Genomic DNA, 21,809 nt, shown 5'->3' with positions numbered 1-21,809 from the left:
TAATCCGTAACCTGCCGACAGTTGTTCTCGTCAGCCGACAGAAATGGCCTGCAAGTCGCCCGCTTGAGGGAGCCGCTGCAGCCATTCACGACCCGAGTCGCTGGTGCCGGTGAGACGGACGCGACGGCCCTGCCCCTCGATTTCCAGCGCCACCACCAGATCGGTCGGCGGCAGCGCGCCGGCGCCGCGTTCGGGCCATTCCACCAGCCACAGCACCGCACTGCCCTCGTCCAGCCCGAGAAAATCCAGCTCACCGGCCTGGCCGATGCGGTAAAGGTCCATGTGCCAGGCCTCTCCGCCACTGGCCAGCGGGTAGCGCTCGACCAGGGTGTAGGTGGGGCTGCGGATCGCGCCCTGCACGCCCAGTGCGCGCAGCAATGCCCGCGCCGTGGTCGACTTGCCCGCGCCAAGGTCACCGCGCAGTTCAACCAGCGCCTGCGGCGGGCGGGTGGCGGCCAGCCACTGGCCAAGCAGTTCGGTGGCATCGCTGTCGGCGAGGAAGAATTCGGTCATCGGGATCGTTCCGGGTTGGCCAGCCGCCGCAGGGGCGCCAGCAGATCAGTAGGGAGCAGGCCGCGGGCGCCGTCAGCGGCGGCGATATCCCCGGCCAGGGCATGCAGGAGTGCGCCGCCGGCCGCTGCGTCGAATGCAGGCAGCCCCTGCGCGCGCAGGCTGGCGATGATGCCGGTCAACAGGTCGCCCATGCCACCCACGGCCATGCCGGGATTGCCTGCTGCAATCAATCGCGGCGTGCGGCCCGGCGCGGCGATGATGCTGCCTGCCCCCTTCAGCACCACCACCGCGTGGTAACGCTCGGCCAGCGCCTGCGCGCTGGCATGGCGGTCCAACTGGATCGCCGCCGTAGTGGTTTCCAGCAACCGCGCCGCTTCGCCGGGGTGTGGGGTCAGGATCGCATCGGGCAGCGCACGGGCGTCGCGTGCAAGCAGGTTCAACGCATCGGCGTCGATCACCAGCGGCAGGCCGGACTGCAGAACGCGGGCGTACAGCGCGCGCGCCCAGTCGTCCTGCCCCAGCCCGGGACCGATCGCAACCACCCTGGCCTTTGCCAGCAATGCCGGCAGCACATCGCCGTCTTCCACGGCGTGGGTCATCGCCTCGGGCAGGCGCGCCAGCAACGGCCCGACGTGGTCGCGGCGGGTGCCGATGCTCAACAGGCCCGCACCCGCGCGCAGCGCCGCCTCGGCGGCCAGGGCGATGGCGCCGCCGCTGCCGTGGTTGCCGCCCACGCACAGCACATGGCCGGATTCGCCCTTGTGGCTGTTGGCGCGGCGCGGCGGCAGCAACGGCGGCAGGCGGTCCTGCACCCAGCGATGCACCGCCGGCAGCACGTCCTGCCAGGCCGCGTCGGGCAGCTGCAGCGGCGCCAGTTCGCGCGCGCCCGCATATTCCAGCGCGTCACCGGTATACAGCCCGCGATGGGCGACGATGAACTGCACGGTTACGGCGGCTTTCACCGCAACGCCCGGCGCGCTGCCACGGTCGGCATCGACGCCGCTCGGCACATCCAGCGCCACTACTGGCGCCGACTGCGCATTGAGCGCTTCGATCAGCGCCAGCGCCGCAGCGGCCGGCGCACGGTCCAGCCCCAGCCCGAACAGCGCATCAACCCAGACATCGGCCTCCGGCAGCACTCCGTCGAAGTCCGTCACACGGCCACCGGCGGACCTGAAATCCGATGCGGCACGCTGCGCCAGCGCGGTGGAAGGGCCCTTTCCAGGCAGCGCGACCACCTGCACCTGCCGGCCGGCCTGCAGCGCATGGCCAGCCAACACGTAGCCGTCTCCGCCATTGTTGCCGCTGCCGACCACCACGCCGATCCGCCGGGCCTGTGGCCAATGCTGCAGCAGGCAGTGCCAGGCCGCTTGGCCGGCCTGCGCCATCAGCCCCCAGCCAGCGTCGCCCGCCAGTGCGGAAGCGCGGGCATCCAGCGTGCGCGCAGCAACGGAATCGAACAGATCGGCAAGGTTGGCCATCCGGGGATTTTATACTGGTGCGCATGTTCCCCGTCCCTGCCCCCCTCAACCCGGCCCTGGCCGTGCAGCGCATCCGCGATCTGGCGCGTGCGCACGGCTTCCAGCGCTGTGGCATCGCAGGCATCGAACTGGGTGAGGACGAGGCACACCTGGCCGATTGGCTGGGCCAGGGCCTGTACGGCACGATGGACTGGATGGCCCGCCACGGCACCCTGCGTGCGCGCCCGGCCGAACTGCTGCCCGGTACCGTACGGGTGATCTCGGTGGGCATGGATTACAGCCACAAGGACGATACCGAGGCCTGGGCCACCCTGGCCGACCCGGGGCGCGCCTACGTGGCCCGCTACGCATTGGGCCGCGACTACCACAAGCTGATGCGCAACCGCCTGCAGAAGCTGGCCACGCAGATCAACGATGAAGTGGCACCACTGGGTTACCGCGTATTCGTCGACTCCGCGCCGGTGCTGGAGCGTGCGTTGGCGCGCAATGCGGGGCTTGGCTGGATCGGCAAGCACACCTGCCTGATCGATCGCCACGGCGGCTCGTGGTTCTTCATCGGCGAGATCTACATCGACCTGCCGTTGCCGATCGATACGCCGGCCAGCGCACACTGCGGCACCTGCACCCGCTGCATCGACGTCTGCCCGACCCAGGCCATCACCGGGCCGCAGCGACTGGATGCGCGTCGCTGCATTTCCTACCTGACCATCGAACATGACGGCGCGATCCCGCTGGAAATGCGACCTCTGATCGGCAACCGCATCTATGGCTGCGACGACTGCCAGCTGGTCTGTCCCTGGAACAAGTTCGCCAAACGCACCGATGAGGCGGACTTCCGCGCCCGCAACAACCTGGATACGGCACGCCTGGATCAGCTGTTCGCCTGGGACGAAGACGAATTCCTGCGCCGCACTGAAGGCAGTCCTATCCGCCGCAGCGGCCATGAGCGCTGGTTGCGCAACATCGCGGTGGCGCTGGGCAACGCCCCCGGCTCCGAGCAGGCACGTGCTGCGCTGCACGCGCGCGCCGACGACGCCTCGCCGGTGGTGCGCGAACACGTGCAATGGGCGCTGCAGCAACATGACGGCTGATTCGTTCACCTCAGCGGACAGGGCGATTGAATTCCGCTACGTCGATGTCATCGACTTCCTGCGCAGCCATGCCCTGCTCGGCATGACAGTGCAGCAACGGGCGCAGTCGCTTGTCGAGCTTGGCCTGATCGCGCAGCCGGACCCTGCCGTGGCGATGGATGAGGCGTTCAACGCTGCGCTGCGTGATGCGCTCACGTTCAGCCCGCTGATCAGGAACGCCCACTGGGAGCGAACCATCGCTGCGCTCACCGGGACGGCGATACGCATCATCGACCACGCCGATGCATCACTCGGCGGCACCTGCTGCCCCGCCTGCGCCTACCGGGTGTTCACGGACCGGGAAGACGCCTTCCACGGAATCTGCCCGGTGTGCCGCTGGCAGAACGATGGCACGAGCGGCGAAACACACAGTGGCTGCAACCGCGTCACGATGAACGCCTACATCTCCAGCAGCGACTTCGCCAGCCGGGCGCAGGCAGGCGCGTTGCTGTATCTGCGGGCAGAACCTCTGCCGGCACCTGCACCCGCAGTGCCGGCACAGGATTCCCCACAGGCGTGATCCCTGCGCGGCAACGTGCGATCCTGAGCCCCCGCTCCACCTGCCCCACTCCGTACCCATGCAGCCACGCAACAACGACGTCCTCACGCCCAGCCAGCTCAATACGCTGGCCCGCGACCTGCTGGAAGGCAGTTTTTCCGCGATCTGGGTGGAAGCCGAACTCGGCAGCGTGGCACGCCCGGCGTCGGGCCACCTGTACTTCACCCTGAAGGATCCGCGTGCGCAGCTGCGGGCGGCGATGTTCCGGATGAAGGCGCAGTACCTGAAGTTCGTGCCCCGCGAGGGCATGCGCGTGCTGGTGCGCGGCAAAGTGACGCTCTATGACGCCCGTGGCGAGTACCAGATGGTGCTGGACCACATGGAAGAAGCCGGCGAAGGCGCGTTGCGTCGCGCCTTCGAGGAATTGAAGGCGCGGCTGGAGGCGGAAGGCCTGTTCGACCCCGCGCGCAAGCGCCCGATGCCGACGCACGTGCAGCGCCTGGCGGTGATCACCTCACCGACCGGTGCCGCCGTGCGCGACGTGCTGAGCGTGCTGCAGCGCCGCTTCCCGCTGCTGGAGGTGGACCTGCTGCCGACGCTGGTGCAGGGCGCCAGTGCCGCCGCGCAGATCACCCGGCTGCTGCAGGCGGCCGATGCCAGTGGTCGCTACGACGTGATCCTGCTGACCCGTGGCGGCGGTTCGCTGGAAGACCTGTGGGCCTTCAACGATGAAGCGCTGGCGCGGGCGATTGCAGCCAGCGCCACGCCCGTGGTGTCGGCGGTGGGGCACGAAACCGACTTCAGCCTCAGCGATTTTGCTGCCGACCTGCGGGCACCGACGCCTTCGGTGGCCGCCGAACTGCTGGTGCCCGACCAGCGTGACCTGGTGCTGCGCCTGCGGCGCAATGCGGCACGGATGGTGCAGCTGCAACGCCATGCCATGCAGCAGGCCATGCAACGCGCCGATCGCGCGCTGCTGCGCTTGAATGCACAAAGCCCACAGACACGCCTGGACCTGCTGCGTCGTCGCCAGCTGGACCTGGGCCGGCGCCTGCACGCGGCGCACCGCCAGCAGCAGGAACGACGCGCTGCCCGCCTGCGGCATGCCGCGGCCGTGCTGCGCGGGCACCATCCGCAACGCCAGCTCGAGGTGCTGCGGCAACGCCTGGGTGCCCTTGGCGGACGCCCGCAGGCCGCGCTGCAGCGCCTGCTGCAGCGCGATGCCCTGCGCCTGCGCGGACTTGCCCGTTCGCTGGAAGCGGTGAGCCCGCTGGCGACCGTGGCGCGCGGTTACAGCATCCTCACCCGCAGCGATGATGGCGCGCTGGTACGCCAGGTCGCGCAGGTGCAGCCGGGGGATGCGTTGCAGGCCCGCGTGGGCGACGGGGTGATCGACGTGCAGGTTACTGCGGTCAAGTAGCGGGTTGCCCGGCAGGGCTGCGCCCTGCCGAACCACCCTTCACTTTGCCTGCTCGCAGAACTTCTGCCGGTACTCCAGCGCCTTCGGCATCAGCGCCTGCAGGTTCTGGATTCGGGTGCCCGGATTGGGGTGGGTCGAGGAGAACTCCGGCGGCGACTGGCCACCACCGGCCTGGCCCATGCGCTGCCACAGCGGTACCGCCTCGCGCGGATCGAAGCACGCCGCGGCGGCCAGCATCAGCCCCACTTCATCGGCCTGCGTCTCGTGACTGCGCGCGTACGGCAACAGGTAACCGTAGCCCATCGCCGACATCATCATCTGTTGCTGCTGCGCATCCATGCCACTGGCGGCGCCGGCCACCTGGCCGATCTGGGTCAGCTTCTGCTGCGCCATGCGCTGTGCCCCATGGCGCAGCAGCGCATGGGCGATTTCGTGCCCCATCACCACCGCCATCGCATCGGTGGTACGTGCCACCGGTACCAGCCCGGTGTACACCGCCATCTTGCCGCCGGGCAGGCAGAACGCGTTGGCCTGGTCGGATTGGATGACGTTGACCTCCCATTCGAAATCACGCGAGAAATGCCCGGGCTGCAGGCCATGCTCCTGGGCGAGCGCCGTTTCGACCACATCGACCTTGGCGATCAGGCGCTGTGCGATCGCGCGGACGTCGCGCGAAATCTGTGCATTCGGATCCAGCGGCCGTTCCTGCGACAGAATCTGCTGGTAGGCCTGCAGGCCCAGCGCCTTTTCCTGGCTGGCGTCCAGGCTGCTGTCGATCAGCACCTTCTCGCCGGTGTAGGGGTCGACCGCGCGGTTGGAAAACCAGTAGAACGCCGCATAGCCCGCGGCCAACACCAGAACCCACCAGCGGATGTTGCCGAACAGGCCACGCCGCTGCGGGCGCTGTTGCGGCGAGCGGGAAAAGGGGTCGTTGCGCATCGGCAGGTCTTCCGGCTGACCCCGCCGGTCGGCGGGCACGGCGCAATAGTAGTGCGCCGCCGCCATTGCGGGGTGAAGCCGGCACGCGCTCAGATGCCGCGGACCAGACGGAAGCCGATGCGCGCGTTGGTGGTGTCCGAATCCTGCGATTGCCGCCAGGCCGCACGGGTCTGTTCCGGGGCATTGGCCCAGTTGCCGCCGCGGATCACCCGCGAACGACACCCCGGGTTGAACCACGCCGCGCCATCGGACGGTGCACGCCTGTAACTGGCGTGCCAGCAATCGGCCACCCATTCGCTCAGGTTGCCGCCCATGTCGTGCAGGCCAAAGCCGTTGGCCTGGAAACTGGCAACCGGCGCCGGGCCCCACCAGCCATCGCCATAGCCGACGAAGGCGTTGTGCCAGTGCCGGCCCGAAGGTGAAACGTCCTTGCTGCCGGTGTAATTGCCGCTGCCGTCCGGCGGCAGGCCGGCATCGCCCCACGGATAACGTCCGCTGCTGCCGGCACGCATCGCATACTCGAATTCAGCCTCGCTGGGCAGCCGGTAGCTGCGGCCGGTCTGCTCGGACAGCCATGTCGCGTAGTTTTCCGCATCGCGCACGCTGACGTGCATCACCGGCGAATTGCCCAGCGCTCGCCCACCGTCATAGTCCGAACGCCAATCCACGCCACTGCGGCGGATGAAATTGCCACTGCGTTCGTCGTAGACCACCGAATGGCCACGGCGCGTCGCCCGCGGCCGGGCATTGGTCGCCTTCACGTAACGCTCGAAGTCACCCACGGTGATCTCGGTGATCGCCATCGCATACCCGCGCTCGAAGCGCACGTAGTGCGAGGGGCGCTCGGCGTCGGTCGCACCCGGCTCGGTATCGCTTGCGCCCATCTGGAAACCACCGTGGGGCACGACGATCATCTGCGGCCCACGACCACCGTCACGCAACGCGTCACTGAACACCTGTCCGGGGCGGAAGCTGCCGTAGTGGGTGGCCAGTTCGATGCGTTCGCGCAGCTGCGCCACCACCGCATCGCCTGGCAGGGCGATGCGCAGTGCTTCGGCCAGCTTCTCGCGCGCCGGCTTCAGTCCCTGCGGGGTAGTCAGGTCGTGCAGGCCGCCATCGCGCAACTGCACCAGCGCGGCTGCACGGATCTGCTCGATGCGCTCGAATGCATCGGCAATCGTCGGTGACGAATCGCGTACTTTGCTGGCCTCCGCCAGCCACGCACCAGCAGCAGCGAAATCACGGATGCGCGCCGCCTCCTCGGCACGGCGGATCAGGCCACTTTCCGCGGCCGCCAGACCCTGTCGCGCACGACGGTTGTCCGGGTCCAGTGCCAGCGCTTCACGGAAATTGCCGATGGCGCCGTCGCCCTGTTCGCCAATACGGTCAGCGCGCAGGTCATCCTCGCCGGCGCGGTTGTAGGCCACCACCCGCTGCGCGGTCTCCACGCGGCCCTGCAGCGCCCGCACCTTTTCATCCTTGGGTGCCAGGGTCAGCAGCACCAGCGCCTGGCGGCTGGCTTCCGCCAACGCCTCGCGCTGCTGCAAGGGCCGCTGCAGCAACGCATCGGCCTGCTGCAGCAGGCGCTGCCGGGCACGTTGCAGGCCCAGCCGGGCCGGGCGGTCGTCCGGCGCCTCTTCCTGCACCGCCAGCCACAGCGGCACTGCGGACTCGGCATCCTCGTACAGGCGACCCTGCGCGAATGCCTGTTCGGCCGCCCGCCGCAGCTGTGCCAGCGTGCGCCCCTGGCGATCCACCCGGGGCGGCGTCCACTGCTGTATGTCCTCGGCCGCGTCGTCACCGGCAATGGTCACCGTGCCCTGCCCCGCGTCGGCGTTCTCCGCGTCGCGCGCGGGCGCTGCCGGGCGCCCGGCGCTGGGGGCGGTTGCCGGCGCAGTGGGCGACGGCGCGCACCCTGCCAGGGTCACAACCAGGGCGCAGCACAGCGCGGACGACAGCAGAAAACGCAAGCAGGGGCTCCTTCGGCACGGACGCGCACCGACGTTAGGCTATTCTCCCCTGCCTGAGCAAACCCGAGTAGTAGGCCCTGACCCGTGGCAACCTGGATCACCACCCCCGCCGAGCTGGACGCATACCGCCAGCAACGGCCGACCCGTATCGGCCTGGACACCGAATTCATCCGTGAACGCACGTTCTGGCCGCAGCTGGCACTGGTGCAGATGGCGATCGGCGATGACATTCTGCTGATCGACCCGTTGATTCCCGGCATGCCCGAGGCGCTGGCGCCGTGGCTGGCTGATGAATCCATCACCAAGGTGATGCACAGTGCCAGCGAAGACCTTGTGGCATTCAAATGGACCTGCGGCACGCTGCCGCGCCCGCTGTTCGACACCCAGATCGGTGCTGCCCTGGCCGGTATCGGCGGCGGCATGGGCTACCAGAAGCTGGTGCAGGAGATTACCGGCGTGGCACTGGAAAAGGGCGAAACCCGCTCGGACTGGATGCGCAGGCCGCTGTCGGAGTCACAGCTGAAGTACGCCGCCGACGACGTCGAGCATCTGTTCGCGCTGCATGATGCGATCTCCGCGCGGCTGGAATCGCTGGGACGCCAGCAGTGGCTGCACGACGACGGCGAGCGCCTGCTGGCCAGCGTCGCCAACGATGAGGACCGCTGGCCGCACCTGGGCATGCGCTCGGCGCAGTTCCTGGATCCCGCCGCGCAGCGCCGCCTGCTGCGACTGCTGCGCTGGCGCGATGCACAGGCGCGGGCCAGCGACCGTCCGCGCAGCTGGATCCTGGACAATGAACTGGCCGCCACGCTGGCGCGCACCCCGCCCGCCGATACCGCTGCGCTGGGCAAGCTGTTCGAGCAGTTCCCCAAGGCCCCGCGCAAGCTGGCCGCAGCCGTGTGGCAGGCGCTGGATACACCACTGGACGACGAAGCCGATGCACCGCTGGCGATCCAGCCAAGCGATGCCAGCAAGAAGGTGATGAAGGAACTGCAGGAAGCCGTTGCCGAGCGCAGTCGCGAACTTGGCCTGGCCGATGGCGTGCTGGCCTCGCGCAAGCACTTGGAAAGCTACCTGGAACATCGGCAGTGGCCGGCGGCGCTGGCGGGATGGCGTCAGCAGGAACTGGAAGCGCGGTTGCAGGCGTTGTTGCCGCAGCGCTGAAGGCCGGGCTCGCGATCAAGGCGACAATGGTTGCAGCGCTGCCGAGCCAGCATGATGGCCGGCACAGCAGCATCCCAATGCGGCAGAAGCACGAGAGCAGGCCCCTGCCCAGCGGCGCGCGACACCTGCAATGAGATCCGGATTGCGTTGCGCCGGCCTTCACCGCGCGATCATGTACGTACGGCAACGTGCCCGCCGCTCACTCCGCACGGGCATGACCGCAGACACATACGCGGTTGTTCGACGCATGCAAGAGTGAGTCGCACCGGCACTTCCACGCTTCAACGACGTAGATGGATATCGTCCCCTGCAGAACCCTGCGAGCCGCACGGGTTCTGCCCACGCCGCAGCGCAAGGACTCACATGCATACGATGACTTCCCGAAGGACCGCAGTCGTTCCCCCTTCCACCGCGCGCGGCCTGCGTTGGTGGCTGGGCATGTCACTTTTCTGTGCAGCGGTCAGCGCGAGCGCCGCCGATGATCTGCAGACACGTGTTGCACAGGCCATCAAGGGCACCCCCGTTCCTGCGCTGGGTGTGCTGGTCATCCGCGATGGCAAGATCGCCGAACAGGCAGTCAGCGGTGTGCGCCGCAATGATGCCAGGACTGTCGCGATCCAGAACGATCCGTGGATGATCGGCTCCACCGGCAAGCCGATCACCGTAGCGATGATCGCGCGACTGGTCGAACAGGGCGTATTGACCTGGGACGCGCCGCTGTCGGCCATGCTGCCTGATCTGGCCGCGCAGATGCAGCCCGCCTATCGTGATGTCACTTTGGTGCAATTGCTGTCGCATCGCGCCGGCCTGCCGGAAAACCTCACTGACGGAGCTGCGCTGGATGCGTTCTTCATCGACCAGCGCACCCTGCCGGTACAGCGCGAGGCCTACACCAAGGCGGCACTTTCGGAAGCGCCGGTGCATCCGCCCGGCACCGAATTCGCCTACAGCAACAGCGGCTTCCTGATCGCGGCCGTGATCGCCGAACGTGCCACGGGCACGTCAGCGGAAACGTTGATCGAGCGTGAAGTGTTCCAGCCATTGGGCATGACCGGTGCCGGCTTCGGCACACCGCCGGTTGGTGGACTGCTGGGCCATCGCGGCGGCAAGCCGGTGACGAGCGCCCCACGCAAGGCCGATGATGGCGTACCTCCGATCTACACCGCTGCGGGCAACCTGCATATGCGCCTGCAGGATCTGGCGCTGTTTGCCATCGACCAGCTGGCTGGCAGCCGCGGCGCGGGCAAGCTGCTGTCGCCGGCATCCTATGCACTGATGCAGACCGCTCAACCCAGCAGTCCCTCCGGACTGGATTGGGGCGTGCAGCCCTCCATTGCCGGCCGCCAGGGTCCGGTGCTGGTGCACGGTGGTTCAGATGGCAATTGGCTGGCCTGGGTAGTGCTGTTCCCCGGGCAGGACAATGGGGTGATCGCCATTGCCAATGCGGCCGAAGACATGGGCGCCGATAAAGCCAGCATGGGCCTGCTCGGAGGCCTGTTCGCCGAACTGGCGCCGGCCGCGACGCCTGCCGCGGCCCGATAAGCGAGACTTCCATGAAAAACGACAACGCCCAGCAGGTGCTGGGCGTTGTCGTTGATCCGGAGCCGTACGCTGCGGCACCGCGACGACGCGCGGTGCCGCTACGTGATGCTTACCAGTTCATGTTCAGCGAAACGCCCACGGTGCGCGGTTCGTTGTAGACCGCGGCCATGTAGTTCTCGATCACACCCTTGAGATTCTTCTCGTTGGTGATGTTGCGCGCGAACAGCGCCACTTCGTAGGCACCGTAGTTGCCCGAGTAGCCGATCTTCAGGCCGCCCTCGAAATCACCCTTGGAGTTGAACTCCTTGCTGTCATACAGCACGAAGCTGGTGTAGCCCTGCTTGTTCCAGTCGGTGGACACGAACATCGTGGCCGCATCGCTGACCGGGAAGTCGTAACGTGCTGCCAGGTTGATGTTGTACTTCGGTGCGTTCGGCAGCGGGTTGCCATCGATCTGCGCGAAGGTGTTGGCACCGACCTTGATGGTCGGATCGTTCACCGTGCACACCACCTGACCGTTCAGGCCGCACACCTGCGCGTACACACGCTTGTCCTGGATCTCGCTGTGCAGCAGGCTCAGGCCGGCGCTCAGGGTCAGATTCTGGATCGGGCGCAGCTCCATGTCCGCTTCGAAGCCGTAGGCCTTGGCCTTGTCGGCGTTGAACAGCACGCCGTTGCCGTCCGAATCGTTGCCGTTGAGCTGGATGTCATTGACGGTGTAGGTGAACGCGGTGGCGTTCAGGCGCAGGCGGTTGTCCCACAGGCTGCTTTTCACGCCCGCCTCCCAGGACACGATCGTCTCCGAATCGGCCGTGGTGAAGTCGGCATTGAACACGGCCGAACGCCCCTGGATGGTCGGGCCGCGGAAGCCACGTGCGACCTTCGCATAGACGCTCACATCCGGGGTGATCTGGTACATCGCGCTCAGATCCCAACTCGGGGTGGTATCGGACATCTTGACGTCGGTACGGCCCTTGTAGGTGACCAGGCCGGCGGCGGTATCAGCCGTCTTCAACAGACGCGTGTGCTTCTCGTCGCGGGTCTGGCGCAGGCCGGCGGTGACGGTGAACTTGTCGGTGAAGGCGTAGCTGAGCTGGCCGAAACCGGCCCACGAGGTGTTCTTGTTGCGCAGGCGCACCCAGTTGTTCGGGTTGCGCGCGGCGCCCTTCAGGAACCAGGCGCGCTGGTAGAAGTCGGTGGTGTCGCTGCCGTTGAAGTAGAACGCGCCAGCCTGCCACTGCAGGGCGCTGTCGTCATGGCTGGCCAGGCGGAACTCCTGGGTCCACTGGTCCAGGTCGCGGATCTGGCCCATCGACTGGCCGTAGCCGTTCGGCACGCCATTGACCGGGAAGTTCACTGCCGCGCCGCCATCGGTATCACCGCGGCTGTAACCGGAGGTGGTTTCGTAGGCGGTGATCGAGGTGAAGTCGACCGCGCCGAAATCGTAACGCGCCTTCACCGAACCACCGTAGGTCTTGTACGCCTGCGGATTGTTGTCGGCCTCGTCGTAGGCGACCTGGTCGCGCGGCACGTCGGTCTTGTTGGAGCCCTTGGTCAGCGCGTTGCGCAGGAACAGGGTCGAGGTACCTTCGTAGTCGCGGGCGTGGGCCGAAGCGAGGATCGAGAACTGATCGCTCGGGGTCAGCAGCAGCTGCGCGCGCACGTTGCGGTCATCGAAGCCGCCCATCGCGTTCTTCTTCGGGCTCACCGTGCCATCGGCGCTGGGGCCGGTGTAGGTGTTGTCCACGTAATCATCGCGGTGCTGGTAGAGCGCCGACACGCGGAACGAGGCGATGTCGTTGATCGGACCGCCGAAGCCACCGTCGATCGACACGCTGTTGTAGGAGGCATAGCTGGCGCTGACGCGACCGCTGTAGTCCTGGGTCGGCTTGAGGGTGTCGAACTTGACGATGCCGGCGGTGGTGTTGCGGCCGAACAGCGAACCCTGCGGGCCGCGCAGCACTTCCACCTGGTCCACGTCATAGACCGGGTTGGACTTCAGCACCACGTGCTCCAGCACCACGTCGTCCTGGATGATCGACACCGGCTGCGAAGCACCCAGGTAGAAGTCGATGTTGCCCAGGCCGCGGATGTAGAAGCGCGGGAAGATGCGACCGGTGGTGGTTTCCGCATACAGGCTCGGCACGCGGCCGGACAGCGCCAGCAGGGTGTCGTCGCCGCCGGCGGTGAAGTCGCGCATGCGCTCGCCCTGCACCACGCCCACCGACACCGGCACTTCCTGCAGGTTCTGCTCGCGGTGCTCGGCGGTCACGGTGATGGTGTCCAGCCCGGTCGGGGTCGGCGCACTGTCCTGCGCGGCAGCACCGAAGCTGGCAGCCAGGACCAGGCCTGCACAGGCCAGGGCCAGCGGATTGCGACGGAAGGAAACAAGGGAGGACGACATGCCCGACGAACGGCGGGAATCGGAATGGGAAGGCATCGAAAGCTCTGAGGAGGCGTCCGTGCGGCCTGCGCTGGCCGGGCGGCAAATAGGAGGAAAACTGCGCAAGCGGCCATTATCCTCCAAATTGTTACAATTTCGTTGCGCCGGCCCACAACCCGGCCATCAAGCCGCTTTCGGCACAGTCCGGCGTCAGCCTTCCTTCGAGAGTGGCGCCAGCGCGACGTCGACCATCGCCAGCAGGCGTTCGCGGCTGATGCCGTCACGTGCCTGCACCGAGATGCCGTGCAGCACAGTGGCGAAGTGGTCGCCCAGCGCCTGCACCGCCGCATCGTCGCCAAGCTCACCTGCCACCTGCGCCTGCTGCAGGCGCGCGATGATCGCTGCAGTGCGCTGGCGGCGATGGCTGGCCAGCCAGTCACGCACGCCCTCGCCATCGGGCGACACGCTGCTGGCCGAAGACACCACCAGGCAGCCATGCGGTCGGCCACGCCGGGTGTAGGTCAGTACCGCATCGCGCAGCATGCTGCCGATCGCCTCGCGCAGCGAGGCCTGTTCCAGCGCGCGCGGCGCGAAACCACCCTCGCCATCCTCATAGAGCGCAACGGCTTCGCGGAACAACTGCTCCTTGCTGCCGAACGCAGCATAGATGCGTGCCGAAGCAAGGCCCAGCGCTTCCACCAGCGCTGACATCGAGGTGCCCTCGTAGCCGTGCTGCCAGAACAGCAGCATCGCCTTGCGCAATGCCTGGTCCCTGTCGAATTCGCGCGGTCGCCCTGCCATCTGCCTGCCTGCCGTTCTGAGGCGCGCAGTGTAACGCGGGTGTTGACCGCAGCGACCCTCGCGCCTATTCTTTGTCAATCGTTCAATAATTGGAGCAACACATGCAGACCCTCAAGGGCCCCAGCCTGCACCTGGCGCAGTTCGCAGGCGACCAGGCCCCGTTCAACAGCCTTTCCGGCATCGCCGCGTGGGCCGCCGGCCACGGCTTCAAGGCGCTGCAGATTCCCGCCTGGGACGCACGCCTGTTCGACCTGGCCACCGCCGCCGACAGCCAGGACTACTGCGACGACATCCGCGGCACGCTGGCCGAGCACGGCCTGCAGGTCAGCGAACTGACCACCCACATCCTCGGCCAGCTGGTGGCTGTGCATCCGGCCTACGATGAACTCTGCGACGGCTTCGCTCCCGAAGCACTGCGCGACAATCCGCAGGCGCGTACCGAGTGGGCGCAGCAGCAGTTGCATCTGGCCGCCCGCGCCTCGCGCCGTCTCGGCCTGCAGGACATGGGCACCTTCTCCGGCTCGTTCGCCTGGCCCTACCTGTTCCCGTTCCCGCAACGCCCGCCGGGTCTGATCGATGCGGCCTTCGACGAACTGGCACGCCGCTGGCGGCCGATTCTCGATACCTGCGAGGACAACGGCATCAACCTCTGCTACGAGATCCATCCCAGCGAAGACCTGCACGATGGCACCAGCTTCGAACGCTTCTTCGAGCGCGTCGGCCAGCACGAACGCTGCCGCATCCTGTTCGATCCGAGCCACTTCGTGCTGCAGCAGCTGGACTACCTGCAGTATCTGGACATCTACCATCCGCTGATCCGCATGTTCCATGTCAAGGACGCGGAGTTCCGCCCCAGCGGCCGCCAGGGTATCTATGGCGGTTACGCCGACTGGACCGAGCGGGCGGGCCGCTTCCGCTCGCTGGGCGATGGCCAGGTCGACTTCAAGTCGATCTTCTCCAAGCTGGCCCAGTACGACTACCAGGGCTGGGCAACGCTGGAATGGGAGTGCTGCCTGAAGGACCAGGAAGCCGGCGCGCGCGAAGGTGCCGCTTTCATCCGTGACCACATCATTCCGGTCACCGACAAGATCTTCGACGACTTCGCCGGTGCGCCGATCAGCACCGCACAGATGCAGCACATGCTCGGCATCGCCTGAGCCCCAACGGAGCACCCCCATGAACACACTTTCTTCTTCCGCTGGCACTGCCGGCGACGATGCCCTGCGCCATCACTACCTGCGCATCGACGGCCAACGCATGCATTGCGTATCGGCTGGCAACGGCCAGCCCGTGCTGCTGATTCCGGGCTGGCCGCAGACCTGGTATGCCTGGCGCCATGTGCTGCGTGCCCTCGCAGAAGCAGGCTTCGAGGCCATCGCGGTCGATCCGCCCGGCATCGGGGAATCCGATCGTCCTGCGCATGGCTACGACACCGGCAGTGCCGCGGCGGTGCTGCACCAGACCATGCAGGCGCTGGGCCACGAGCGCTACCAGGTAGTCGGGCACGACATCGGCATGTGGATCGCCTATGCACTGGCCAGTGACCAGCCGCAGGCCGTACAGCGCCTGGCCGTGACTGAAGCGGTCATCCCCGGGCTGGCGCCGGAACCGGGCATCTTCGCCGCACCGGCCGACAACATCTTCCTCTGGCACTTCATGTTCAACCAGGTGGCCGACCTGCCGGAGGCCCTCATCACCGGCCGCGAACGTGCCTACCTGGAATTCATGTTCGACCGCTGGTCGTACCGCCGCGATGCGGTGGCCAGCGATACCTACATCGCCGCCTACAGCCGGCCCGGCGCGTTGCGCGCAGGGTTTGCGTGGTACCGCGCGATTCCCGAAACCATCCGCCAGAACCAGTTGCGTGCGCAGCGCCGGCTGGCGATGCCGGTGCTGGCGATCGGCGCCGAGCATGCCACCGCCGATGCACCGATGCTGACCCTGCAGCCACATGCCGATGACCTGCGCGGCAGCGTGATTGCCGGCTGCGGCCACTTCATCATGGAAGAAGCACCGCAGGCCTTCCTTGCGCAGTTGCTGCCGTTCCTGCAGGAGGCCGACCATGCCGCTTGAACCTGCCTTGCAGTCGTTCGTGGATGCGGTGGCGTCACAGCCGCTGCCCGACGACCTGCTGGAGCTGCGCGCGCTCAGCGAACAGGCACTGCCGACGCTGCAGGGCACTACGGAAACGGTGGCGCATGTGGTCGAGCATGTCATCACCGCGCGCGACGGCCATGCCCTGGTCGTACGCCTGTATACCCCCGCAACCGTGGCCGCAGCCCCGGCACCGGCCCTGCTGTTCGCGCATGGCGGTGGCTGGTTCCAGTGCTCGCTGGCGGTGTACGACGGGCCTTGCCGGGCCCTGGCCAATGCCAGCGGGCACGTGATCGCTGCGGTCGGCTACCGGCTGGCCCCGGAGTTCCCGTTCCCGGTGCCGCTGCATGATGTGGCCGATGCCTGGCTGTGGCTGCAGTCCCATGCAGTGGAACTCGGGCTCGACCCGTCGCGCCTGGTGATCGGTGGCGACAGTGCCGGTGGCAATCTGGCAGCTGCCTGCTGCCTGCTGCTGCGTGACCAAGGCCTGCCGCTGCCATCACATCAGCTGCTGCTGTACCCGGCACTGGACGCCACCATGGCCAGCGATTCCTATCGTGAATTTGCCAGCGGCTACTACCTCAGTGCCGAACTGATGCAGCGTTGCTGGCAGGCCTACCTGGGCGATGGCGATCGCCGGCAACCACTGGCGTCGCCCCTGCTGGCCGAAGATCTGAGGGGGCTGCCCGCCGCGACGGTGCTCAGCTGCGCCTTCGATCCACTGCGCGATGAAGCTGAACATTACGCGGCACGCCTGCGGGACGCTGGGGTGGACTGCACGCTGGAGCGCCTGCCGGGGATGATCCATGCGTGCATCCATCTGCACAGCATCTGCGCGGCGACCGGCATCGCCATCCAGCGCGCGGCGGCGCAGATGGCCTGTGCCGCGGCGGGTTGACCGCCCCCTTGGCAGCCGGCACATGGCGGCGCTATGCTAGGGTCGTCACGTGGCGTCAGCTCCGCTGCCCCACGCGATGCAACACACCGTGGGGCCATAGCTCAGCTGGGAGAGCGCGTCGTTCGCAATGACGAGGTCAGGAGTTCGATCCTCCTTGGCTCCACCATTTACCGTAAAAAGCCCCGGCAGACTGCCGGGGCTTTTTACTTTGGCGGCATGCGCTACCGTCGCCGGCAGCATTATTCCCGTCCACCGGCCGCTGCCCACTCACGCCGGATCGGCATCACCCTCCTTCCGCAGCGGTTTGCGAACGTGCTCGTCATGCACCTGCTGATCCTGCTGCCCCGGCCGCTGCCGGGCGACATCGTCCTGCCTGCGGTCCTGCCGGCTTTCCTGGCTGCCCTGCCGTTCTTCGCCCTGCGTCGTTGTTTCCCTGCTCATTGCTGATCCTCGCTGGCAACAGTCTGCACAGTGCTGCAGGACCGATAACGCGACCGTCATCGTCGCGCGAGCGGCGCGTGCATGCGCCACGCGCCAGGTGGCGATCGTCATCGTGACCCGCCCACAATCGCGCTTCGTTCCGCACAATTGGACGTTGCATTCACTCTGCAGGCCACCGGCACCGACCAGGGCCGGCTGCACCTGAACAGCCCCCGGGTCCGGATCAGCGATCCGCGTCAGCGAAAGCCTGCGCCTTGCGTGCGCGCCGGGGCCGCCGGCAATGGCACCGTCCGCGTGTCGTGCTCAGGTGCGGGTGATCGAAACACCGCCCTCCACCCGCAACGCGCTGCCGGTTACGAAACTGCTCTCGTCGCTGGCCAGGAACAGCGCCGCATTGGCGATTTCCTCCGCTTGCGCCATGCGCTTGAGCGCATGCAGCGAACGCACGAAATCCTGCGCCTGCTCGGTGGCCGCCGCCTGCCGCCCCATCTCGGTGTCGGTGCCGCCCGGGACCAGCACGTTGCTGCGGATGCCGCGTGCCCCGTACTCGGTCGCGATCACCTGGCTCAAGCCGATCAGTCCGGCCTTGCTGGCCGCGTAGGCGGTCATGCCCGGCAGGCCGACGGTGTGGCCCACGATCGTGCCAACGAATACCAGCGACCCGCCGCCCCGCGCCAGCAATGCCGGCAGCTGCGCGCGGGCGGCAAGAAACGCCGCATCCAGGTTGGTGGCCATCACCTGCCGCCACGCGTCAACGGGCAGCTCTGCGGCCGGCATCGCGGGGCCGAGCATGCCGGCGTTGTTGATGGCGATATCCAGGCCGCCAAAGGCCTGCTGCGCAGCGTCGACCAGCGCCTGTGCGGTGTCGGCCGCAGCCACATCACCGGCGTGCACCACCACGTGTCCGCCGGCCGCGCGGATCTGTTCGGCCAGTTCCTGCAGTGGCTGCAGGCGGCGCGCATTGAGCACCAGCCGGGCGCCTTCGGCAGCGAACCGCAGCGCACAGGCGCGGCCGATGCCGGCGCTGGCACCGGTGATGAGGGCAATCTTGTCGTGCAGGCGCATGGTCATGTCCAGGGTGTGAAGTGGCCACCACCCTGCCGCGCCGCAGTCCCGCCGACACTCCGTTTCAGGGCCCGGCCGGCGGGTGCAGGAAACGGAGTTTCCCGCCGCCGGACGCGTGCCAGAATCGCGCCATGGACAGCAACGCAACCACCCTTTTCGATGCCCGGGTTGAACGGGTCTGCCGCCACCTGCAGGCCAGCCTCGACGAGCCTTCGCTGCAGGAACTGGCAGACCTCGCCGGCTGCAGCCCCACCCGGCTGCACCGGCTGTTCAAGCAGGCCACCGGGCTGACCCCCAAGCAGTACGCCGCTGCGCTGCGCGCCGACCGCCTGCGCAGTGGACTGCAGCAGCAGGCGCGCATCACCGATGCCTTCCACGATGCAGGCTTTGGTTCCAGCGGACGCTTCTACGAGAACGCGCCACGGCTGCTGGGAATGACACCCCGGCAGTGGCGCGCCGGCGGCCGCGGCGAGGTGATCCACTTCGCCATCGCCCAGAGCACCCTGGGCAGCGTGCTGGTGGCCAGCAGTACCACCGGCGTGGTCGCGATCCTGCTGGGCGATGATCCGGAGGCGCTGCTGCAGTCACTGCAGCAACGCTTCCGCCAGGCCGAGCTGGTCGGTGCCGACGCAGGCTACGAGCAGCTGGTGGCGCGCGTCATCGCGCTGGTCGAAGATCCCGCCCGCGGCGCCCGCCTGCCACTGGATATCCGTGGCACCGCGTTCCAGCAGCGCGTCTGGCAGGCCCTGCAGCAGATACCGCAGGGCCAGACAGCGTCCTATGCCGACATCGCCGCGCGCATCGGCGCACCGCGCGCCAGTCGCGCCGTGGCGCAGGCCTGTGCCAGCAATCCGCTGGCGGTGGCGGTGCCCTGCCATCGCGTAGTGCGCCGCGATGGCGACCTGTCCGGCTACGCGTGGGGCGTGGCACGCAAGCGCGAACTGCTGCGCAGGGAAAAAGCCGCGAACGGCTGACCTGGCCTGCGCCGGACCACCCACGCCACGGTGGCGATGGGCCATGCCCGGCAGATGCTCAGCGCGCGCTCAATCCAGCTTCACCACCAGCTTGCCGAAGTTGCGCCCCTGCAACAGGCCGAAGAACGCTTCGGGCGCACTCTGCAGCCCCTGCACCACGTCCTCGCGGTACTGGATGCGACCGTCACGCAGCCACTGCGCCATTTCGCGTTCGAAGTCCGGCCACAGGTGCTTGAAGTCGTGGACGATGAAGCCGCGCACGGTCAGGCGTTGGCGCAGGATCTGGCTGAACAGTGCCGGCAGACGGTCCGGGCCAGGCTGCTCCACCCCGCGCGCGTTGTAGGTGGCAATGGTGCCGCACACCGGGATGCGCGCGAAGTCGTTGAGCAGCGGCAGCACCGCATCGAGCACATGCCCGCCGACATTCTCGAAGTACACGTCGATGCCGTTCGGCACCGCCGCCTGCAACTGCGCGGCGAAGTCGGCCGCGCGATGGTCCAGCGCCACGTCCACGCCCAGCGTCTGCAGGTAGGCACGCTTGGCTTCGCCGCCGGCAATGGCAACCACGCGCGCGCCCTTCAGCTTGGCCAGCTGGGCCACCGTCGCGCCAACCGGGCCACTGGCAGCGGCCACCACCAGGGTTTCGCCGGCCTGCAACCTTCCAATTTCAATCAAGCTGGAATACGCGGTGAAACCCGGCATGCCGTACACGCCCAGGGCCGTGCTCAGTGGCAGGCCGGCCGGGTCCAGGCGGCGGCCGATCGCATCGGCATTCACCACGGCGTGCGTCTGCCAGCCGCCGCCGGCCAGCACCAGGTCGCCCACCGTCACGCCGGGCGCCTGCGACTGCAGCACCTCGGCCACCGTCTGCCCTTCCATCACTGCATCCAACGCAACCGGCGGTGCATACGACGGGCCGTCGTCCATGCGTCCGCGCATGTACGGGTCCAGCGAGAGATAGCGGTTGCGCAGCAGCACCTGGCCCTGCGCCAGCACCGGCAGCGGCGCCTGTTCCAGGCGGAAGTTGGCAGCAACCGGTGCCCCCTGCGGGCGTGAGGCGAGCACGATGCGGGTGGTGGTGGTCGGAATCTCGGACATGTCCAGCAGCTCTGCTGTTGCCAGCGTCGGAAAGGAAGGCCGACAGTACGCCGTCGCGCCGCGCTGCGGAGGCCGCGAAAACAGCGTTCCACCGGTCTGCTCGCTGGCCGCCGCGTGCAGCCGTTGCGGCAGCGACATTGGCCACGGCAGCGGGTCGCTGATTTCCGCCGTGAACCACCCTGCTCCCCGCAGGCGCGTGGCAAGGGTGATCGGCCGACGCAGGATCAAGCACTTGCATGCGCTGCAACGACGCGCAGACGGCAATGTGAAGGTTTTTTTCCAAAATGCTTGCCGAACCTGCCCGACGTCCGTAATATGCGCGTCCTCGGCAGCGACATCGCTGCAACGAAACAAGTGGCCGAGTAGCTCAGTTGGTAGAGCAGGGGATTGAAAATCCCCGTGTCGGCGGTTCGATTCCGTCCTCGGCCACCACTTTCGAAGACCTGCAGAAATGCAGGTCTTTTTTTTCCGGAAGCCGTCGTTGAACACGGCTGCCACAGTATTTGGCCGAGTAGCTCAGTTGGTAGAGCAGGGGATTGAAAATCCCCGTGTCGGCGGTTCGATTCCGTCTTCGGCCACCATGTTTCGAGACCTGCAGAAATGCAGGTCTTTTTTTTTGCCTGCGCTGCTGGCTACGCCATCGCGGTTGACGAAACATTCACACCGGCGCACGCGCGGCCACCTACGCTCAGGTTCCATGCCTGGAGCCTGCCGATGAAGCTGCGCCCTGCCCTGTCTGCCTGCCTGCTGCTGATGGCTGCCCCGGCATCCGGCGCCGATCCCGTCCGCGCGGTCAGCGAACTGGACATCGATCGCTACGCCGGCCAGTGGCACGAAATCGCCCACCTGCCCGTGTCGTTCCAGAAGAAATGCGTGGGCGACATCACCGCCCATTACGGGCTTCGCAGCGATGGTCGCATCAGCGTCAGCAACGCCTGCCGCATCGAAAGCGGCGATCGCATCGTCGCAGAGGGGGTAGCGCGCCCGGTTGCGGGTGAGCCCGGCCAGCTGCAGGTCCGCTTCGCCCCCGACTGGCTGAGCTGGGTGCCGCTGGTCTGGGCCGACTACTGGGTGATCGCGCTGGACCCGGAGTACCAGTGGGCAATGGTCGGTGAACCGGGCCACAAATATCTGTGGATCCTGTCGCGGCCGCCGGAGATGGATCGCAACGTCTTCAACCAGCTCAAGGCGAAGGCTGAAGCCATGGGCTACGACCTGGCGCCCCTGCGCGTGATGGCGCCCCTGCGCGACCCGCCGGCTGACTGAGCCGCGCACGCGGCACCTGCAATCCAGCACCGCGCACGCCTGGTGGCCATCTTCACGCGCTACCCTCTGCGGCGGGTCGCCACAGGCGATCCATTCCACCATACGCCGTAGTATGCTTATCCCACGCACCG

General features: G+C 67.4%; 19 protein-coding genes and 3 tRNA genes. 13 read left to right on the top strand and 9 right to left on the bottom strand.

Annotated elements, in window-relative coordinates; translation table 11 throughout:
- Nucleotides 1-30 precede the first annotated feature (30 nt).
- Entirely contained in the window at nucleotides 31-513 is a 483-nt protein-coding gene (gene tsaE, locus ACVOLJ_RS05045) for a tRNA (adenosine(37)-N6)-threonylcarbamoyltransferase complex ATPase subunit type 1 TsaE (protein ID WP_481563614.1), read from the bottom strand.
- Nucleotides 510-1,994: an NAD(P)H-hydrate dehydratase gene (locus tag ACVOLJ_RS05040; RefSeq protein ID WP_481563613.1), complete on the bottom strand. Its 1,485-nt coding sequence runs from the start codon at nucleotides 1,992-1,994 to the stop codon at nucleotides 510-512. Before ACVOLJ_RS05040 ends, tsaE begins: the two co-directional genes overlap by 4 nt.
- 23 nt (nucleotides 1,995-2,017) lie before the next feature.
- On the opposite strand from ACVOLJ_RS05040, the gene queG reads away from it, so the two are divergent.
- The 3 genes from queG to xseA are packed head-to-tail and all read left to right on the top strand — an operon-like array spanning nucleotide 2,018 to nucleotide 5,043.
- Nucleotides 2,018-3,085 (top strand): tRNA epoxyqueuosine(34) reductase QueG, encoded by a 1,068-nt coding sequence (gene queG / locus ACVOLJ_RS05035; RefSeq protein WP_475280286.1) that lies wholly within the window; start codon nucleotides 2,018-2,020, stop codon nucleotides 3,083-3,085.
- The gene (locus ACVOLJ_RS05030) at nucleotides 3,075-3,644 is read left to right on the top strand and encodes a CPCC family cysteine-rich protein (RefSeq protein WP_481563612.1); all 570 of its coding nucleotides are present in this window, start codon (nucleotides 3,075-3,077) and stop codon (nucleotides 3,642-3,644) included. The genes queG and ACVOLJ_RS05030 overlap by 11 nt, the downstream gene beginning before the upstream one ends.
- A 58-nt stretch (nucleotides 3,645-3,702) precedes the next feature.
- On the top strand, nucleotides 3,703-5,043 hold the full coding sequence (gene xseA / locus ACVOLJ_RS05025) for an exodeoxyribonuclease VII large subunit (RefSeq protein WP_475280288.1): 1,341 nt from the start codon (nucleotides 3,703-3,705) through the stop codon (nucleotides 5,041-5,043).
- A 39-nt stretch (nucleotides 5,044-5,082) separates the two neighbouring features.
- Here xseA and ACVOLJ_RS05020 read toward each other — a convergent pair whose 3' ends face one another.
- Nucleotides 5,083-5,982, bottom strand: a complete 900-nt coding sequence (locus ACVOLJ_RS05020) for a M48 family metallopeptidase (RefSeq protein ID WP_475280289.1) — start codon at nucleotides 5,980-5,982, stop codon at nucleotides 5,083-5,085.
- 89 nt (nucleotides 5,983-6,071) lie between these two features.
- Nucleotides 6,072-7,952, bottom strand: a complete 1,881-nt coding sequence (locus tag ACVOLJ_RS05015) for a formylglycine-generating enzyme family protein (protein ID WP_475280290.1) — start codon at nucleotides 7,950-7,952, stop codon at nucleotides 6,072-6,074.
- 84 nt (nucleotides 7,953-8,036) lie between these two features.
- Here ACVOLJ_RS05015 and rnd point away from each other — a divergent pair, with 84 nt between their 5' ends.
- Entirely contained in the window at nucleotides 8,037-9,116 is a 1,080-nt protein-coding gene (gene rnd / locus ACVOLJ_RS05010; protein ID WP_481563611.1) for a ribonuclease D, read from the top strand.
- Between the two features lie 438 nt (nucleotides 9,117-9,554).
- Nucleotides 9,555-10,658 carry a serine hydrolase domain-containing protein gene (locus ACVOLJ_RS05005; protein ID WP_475280292.1) on the top strand — a complete coding sequence of 368 codons (1,104 nt, stop codon included), beginning with the start codon at nucleotides 9,555-9,557 and terminating at the stop codon, nucleotides 10,656-10,658.
- A 109-nt stretch (nucleotides 10,659-10,767) separates the two neighbouring features.
- On the opposite strand, the gene ACVOLJ_RS05000 is transcribed toward ACVOLJ_RS05005, so the two are convergent.
- Together ACVOLJ_RS05000 and ACVOLJ_RS04995 are read right to left on the bottom strand one after the other, a co-directional pair.
- On the bottom strand, nucleotides 10,768-13,098 hold the full coding sequence (locus tag ACVOLJ_RS05000; RefSeq protein WP_481563610.1) for a TonB-dependent receptor: 2,331 nt from the start codon (nucleotides 13,096-13,098) through the stop codon (nucleotides 10,768-10,770).
- 153 nt (nucleotides 13,099-13,251) lie between these two features.
- Nucleotides 13,252-13,842 (bottom strand): TetR/AcrR family transcriptional regulator, encoded by a 591-nt coding sequence (locus ACVOLJ_RS04995; protein WP_481563609.1) that lies wholly within the window; start codon nucleotides 13,840-13,842, stop codon nucleotides 13,252-13,254.
- A 101-nt stretch (nucleotides 13,843-13,943) separates the two neighbouring features.
- Here ACVOLJ_RS04995 and ACVOLJ_RS04990 point away from each other — a divergent pair, with 101 nt between their 5' ends.
- The 4 genes from ACVOLJ_RS04990 (at nucleotide 13,944) to ACVOLJ_RS04975 (ending at nucleotide 17,000) form a co-directional block, all read left to right on the top strand.
- A complete protein-coding gene (locus ACVOLJ_RS04990) occupies nucleotides 13,944-14,999 on the top strand; it encodes a sugar phosphate isomerase/epimerase family protein (protein WP_481563608.1) in 1,056 nt (351 codons plus the stop codon).
- 19 nt (nucleotides 15,000-15,018) lie between these two features.
- Nucleotides 15,019-15,915, top strand: a complete 897-nt coding sequence (locus ACVOLJ_RS04985; protein WP_481563607.1) for an alpha/beta fold hydrolase — start codon at nucleotides 15,019-15,021, stop codon at nucleotides 15,913-15,915.
- Entirely contained in the window at nucleotides 15,905-16,834 is a 930-nt protein-coding gene (locus ACVOLJ_RS04980) for an alpha/beta hydrolase (protein WP_481563606.1), read from the top strand. The genes ACVOLJ_RS04985 and ACVOLJ_RS04980 overlap by 11 nt, the downstream gene beginning before the upstream one ends.
- A gap of 90 nt (nucleotides 16,835-16,924) precedes the next feature.
- A tRNA-Ala gene (locus tag ACVOLJ_RS04975) sits at nucleotides 16,925-17,000 on the top strand.
- 101 nt (nucleotides 17,001-17,101) lie between these two features.
- Here ACVOLJ_RS04975 and ACVOLJ_RS04970 read toward each other — a convergent pair.
- Both ACVOLJ_RS04970 and ACVOLJ_RS04965 read right to left on the bottom strand, forming a co-directional pair.
- Complete coding sequence (locus tag ACVOLJ_RS04970; protein WP_481563640.1) at nucleotides 17,102-17,386, bottom strand: hypothetical protein; 285 nt, start codon at nucleotides 17,384-17,386, stop codon at nucleotides 17,102-17,104.
- Nucleotides 17,387-17,578: 192 nt separating this feature from the next.
- Nucleotides 17,579-18,340, bottom strand: a complete 762-nt coding sequence (locus tag ACVOLJ_RS04965) for an SDR family oxidoreductase (RefSeq protein WP_481563605.1) — start codon at nucleotides 18,338-18,340, stop codon at nucleotides 17,579-17,581.
- A gap of 131 nt (nucleotides 18,341-18,471) precedes the next feature.
- Here ACVOLJ_RS04965 and ACVOLJ_RS04960 point away from each other — a divergent pair, with 131 nt between their 5' ends.
- A complete protein-coding gene (locus ACVOLJ_RS04960) occupies nucleotides 18,472-19,314 on the top strand; it encodes a bifunctional transcriptional activator/DNA repair enzyme AdaA (protein ID WP_481563604.1) in 843 nt (280 codons plus the stop codon).
- A gap of 69 nt (nucleotides 19,315-19,383) precedes the next feature.
- Here ACVOLJ_RS04960 and ACVOLJ_RS04955 read toward each other — a convergent pair whose 3' ends face one another.
- Complete coding sequence (locus ACVOLJ_RS04955; protein WP_481563603.1) at nucleotides 19,384-20,412, bottom strand: NADP-dependent oxidoreductase; 1,029 nt, start codon at nucleotides 20,410-20,412, stop codon at nucleotides 19,384-19,386.
- Between the two features lie 356 nt (nucleotides 20,413-20,768).
- Between ACVOLJ_RS04955 and ACVOLJ_RS04950 the strand changes: the two genes are divergently transcribed.
- The 3 genes from ACVOLJ_RS04950 (at nucleotide 20,769) to ACVOLJ_RS04940 (ending at nucleotide 21,678) form a co-directional block, all read left to right on the top strand.
- Nucleotides 20,769-20,844 (top strand) — tRNA-Phe (locus ACVOLJ_RS04950).
- A gap of 73 nt (nucleotides 20,845-20,917) precedes the next feature.
- Nucleotides 20,918-20,993 (top strand) — tRNA-Phe (locus tag ACVOLJ_RS04945).
- 133 nt (nucleotides 20,994-21,126) lie between these two features.
- Nucleotides 21,127-21,678 carry a lipocalin family protein gene (locus tag ACVOLJ_RS04940; RefSeq protein ID WP_475280301.1) on the top strand — a complete coding sequence of 184 codons (552 nt, stop codon included), beginning with the start codon at nucleotides 21,127-21,129 and terminating at the stop codon, nucleotides 21,676-21,678.
- Nucleotides 21,679-21,809 lie beyond the last annotated feature (131 nt).

This window comes from Stenotrophomonas sp. STEN046 (genome assembly GCF_056759755.1).
Note: the sequence above shows the minus strand (reverse complement) of the source record. Positions and strands in the feature narration are given on the sequence as shown.